Consider the following 3,597-nt stretch of genomic DNA (forward strand, 5'->3'; position numbering starts at 1 on the left):
TTGTGAAGAGGTGGCTCAACTTTTTTGTGAGAGATATATACATGCGGCTAAATTAAAGATATATTCATGTTAATTGGTTAATTATCATAAATGGTATTGCTATGGAACAGGCTGACGTTACCTCTCTCATTCCCAGCCTTATTACTCTTTTCCTCGCGCTGACCACAAGAAATGTCGTTGTTGGTTTATTCGCGGGTGTGGTGAGTGGTGTCGCTATGCTCGAAGGGACATTTGTCGAAAAAGGGCCACTAGACTCGTTTAGTGCACTGATGAAAAGCTATCTACTGCCGCAATTAACTGACAGCTACAATGCGGGCGTCATTTTGCTCTTGGTCTTTATTGGTGGCTTTGTTGCCTTGATGGAGAAATCTGGCGGTGGTGTGGCGTTTGCTAAAAAGGTTACTCAATGGGTTGCGAGTAAATGCCAAGCTCAACTGTCCGCATGGTTCGGTGGTGTGGTTATTTTCTTCTCAGACCTTGGTACACCACTGATTGTTGGCCCTGTTTTTCGCCCTTTATTTGATAAGTTAAAAGTATCACGCCAAAAATTAGCTTTTATTATCGACTCTACTTCCTCTCCCGTCGCAATCTTGATCCCTTTTATCGGATGGGGCGTTTACATCATGGGATTGATTCAAAAAGAGTTTACTGCCCTGAATGTCAGTATGAGTGATTGGGATGCTTTCATTGGTGCGATCCCGTATCAGTTTTACGCCTTTCTTGCGATCGCGATTGTGCCGATTGTCTCTTTCTTCAAATTAGATTTCGGACCGATGGCGAAGGCTGAACAACTAGCAGAGCAGGGCTCCGACTTTGGGAAAGTGCAGGAGTCTATGAATGTGTTTACGCATAAAAATGCAAAATCCAGTTTTGTATGGGCGCCTTTGCTCGTTATGCTGGTGGTTCTATGTACCATCCTCGTGCCACACGGTTTTCCATTTCAAAAAGTGGCAGGATCAACGTTTAGGGCTGCACTTTCTTCTGCATATTTCTTCGCGGCCTTCACTTTAATTGCGCTGATGGCGTTTTATGGCGTAAGAAAGCTTTCGGATGGTATTCAGGTTTATCTGAAAGGGATGTCAAACATGATGTCAGTGGCGGTGATTCTGGTATTGGCTTGGGCGCTTAGCTCGGTTGGGAAAGAATTAGGTGCAGCTGCATACATTGCTGAACAAGCTCAAGCCGGTTTCCCTTACTGGTTATTGCCAGCAGTCGCCTTTTTGCTTGCTGGTGTTATCTCATTCGCTACGGGATCATCTTGGGGGACGTTTGCCATCATGATGCCATTAGTGATCCCAACTGCCGTCGCGATTGATGCACCACTGTTGGTTTGTATTGGTGCGGTATTATCTGGTGGCTTGTTTGGCGATCACTGTTCTCCCATCTCTGAAACTACGATTTTGTCGTCGACAGGAGCGGGGTGTGAACAGTATGAGCACTTCCGTACACAATTGCCTTACGCATTACTCAATGGAATGATCGCATTGGGGTGTTTTCTTTTAGCTGGAATCAACGCCTCACCAGTGATTGTGCTTGCCGCAATTATTTCTCAGTGTGTGGTTTATTTTGTGCTGTCTAAACAAAAGTCAACCGCGAAGCTAGAGGTGGTTTCGGCAGAACAATAAAGAGAGAAACATCACAAAGCGGAGGCTCACAGGGTCTCCGCTTTTCTTTTGAGTCAAGGTAACATTTTTCTTGTGACAAAATGTGTGTGAGGACCTATTTATTCATTTTGTCTCGCAGAATCAACGTACTTGGCTCGGTGTTTCGTATATATGATCCACTATATGTCTAGTTATTCCTCGTATATTGTATTGTTGAAATCCGGAGACTAGACATGTTTGCACTCAAACATCTTCCTCTTGCATTGAGTTGTGTCTTAGCAGCACAAGTGAATGCGAGTATGAATATTCAGCCCGATCCGCAAAATCCGAATGGTTATGTTATTGCTCGTGGTGACGTTCAAGCCGTAGAGCAAAGCAAAACTTCTGATCCTATGTATGCCATTTGGTCACAAGCATTAGAGACACGCCCGAACTCAGTGGTTGAAGCGATTGTTCCAGGGGCGACAACCAACCCAGAAAACGTGAAGCGTGTAGAGCGTGTATTCCCCGAAAGTGAGTGGGACTTCCTGACTCAAATGGCGGCACCTGAATACACTTACACGCGTTTCCTACGTGCAATTGGCAAGTTCCCAGCATTCTGTGGTGAGTACACAGACGGTCGTGATTCGGATGCGATTTGTAAAAAATCGATCGTGACAGCGTTTGCTCACTTTGCACAGGAAACCGGTGGCCATATTTCGATCGATAACGTATCGGATAATCCGCTAGGGTTGGAAGAGTGGCAGCAAGCTTGGGTTCATGTGCGAGAAATGGGATGGTCTGAAGGGCAAGAAGGTTACACAACAGGTTGTGGTCAAAATGACTGGCAAAACAAACGCTGGCCATGTGAACCTGGACAAGGTTACTTTGGACGTGGTGCAAAACAGCTTTCTTACCATTTTAACTATGGCGCGTTCTCTGAAGTGATGTTTGATGGCGATGCATCTGTATTGTTGAAAAATCCAGGCTTGGTTGCGGATTCGTGGCTGAACTTAGCATCGGCTATCTGGTTCTTCCTAACCCCACAAGCACCGAAACCAGCAATGCTACATGTGATTGACCGTACTTGGGTGCCTTCACAGCGTGAGCTTGATGCTGGCATTGGTTACGGCTTTGGTACCACCATCAACGTGATCAATGGTGGTATTGAGTGTGGGGAGCAAAACAAAGATAAAGGTCAACCTGTTAACCGTATTCGCTATTGGGAAGGACTTGCCGCTCATTATCAAATTCCAATTGAAGCCGATGAGACCAATACCTGTTGGCAGCAGACGCCTTACGGCAGCTTAAATCTAAATGGTGCGACAGACGTGCTTTACACCAACTGGGATGGTAACTGGAAATACTACTCAGATCGTCCGGGAGGCCACTCTTTTGAATGTGAACTTGTTGGTTTCCAAACGGCTTACTCTGCGCTAGTTGCAGGTGATTATGAGAAATGTGTAACTAACTTCTACCAATCTCATGCGGGTTGGCCAGAAGTTCGTGTAGTTGACAAGTTAGATCCAGTGGATCCGGTCGATCCGGTCGATCCGCCTGTAGGTGGTGTGGCAGCTTGGGATTCTGGCAAAGTATATAACACGGGGGAACAAGTCTCTTACCAAGGTGCTGTTTACGAAGCGAAATGGTGGTCACAAGGTAATGAGCCAACGAAAGGAGACCCGTGGAAGCTGGTTTCAGGCACTCCTACGGAGCCGCCTACAACGGAACCTGAACCACCGGTGACTGAGCCAGAGCCGCCCGTCACAGAACCTGAGCCGCCAGTAACCGAGCCAGAACCACCAGTGACAGGCAATTTTATTCAGTGGGAGCCGGGTGTAACGCAAGTCGCTAACGGCGATAAAGTGACGTACCAAAACAAATGTTTTGTTGCGAAAAATGGCCCAGGAGTGTGGGAAAGCCCAACGCAAAGCAATTGGTTCTGGGACGAGATTTCTTGTCAGTGATCGAGTAAAAAACAACCTAACCATCTATAAAGACTCTGCTTTTTTGC

Annotated in this window: 2 protein-coding genes; both read left to right on the forward strand. The window is 46.4% G+C overall.

The genetic code is table 11. The features are described 5' to 3' along the window. Positions 1–101: 101 nt before the first annotated feature. Entirely contained in the window at positions 102–1,625 is a 1,524-nt protein-coding gene (locus CAG68_RS06845; RefSeq protein ID WP_161440956.1) for a Na+/H+ antiporter NhaC family protein, read from the forward strand. Positions 1,626–1,837: 212 nt separating this feature from the next. Beyond that, positions 1,838–3,550 carry a glycoside hydrolase family 19 protein gene (locus CAG68_RS06850; RefSeq protein ID WP_161440957.1) on the forward strand — a complete coding sequence of 571 codons (1,713 nt, stop codon included), beginning with the start codon at positions 1,838–1,840 and terminating at the stop codon, positions 3,548–3,550. The last annotated feature ends 47 nt before the right edge of the window (positions 3,551–3,597 follow it).

The organism is Vibrio sp. V42_P2S4T144 (genome assembly GCF_009904715.1).
GTDB lineage: Bacteria > Pseudomonadota > Gammaproteobacteria > Enterobacterales > Vibrionaceae > Vibrio > Vibrio alginolyticus.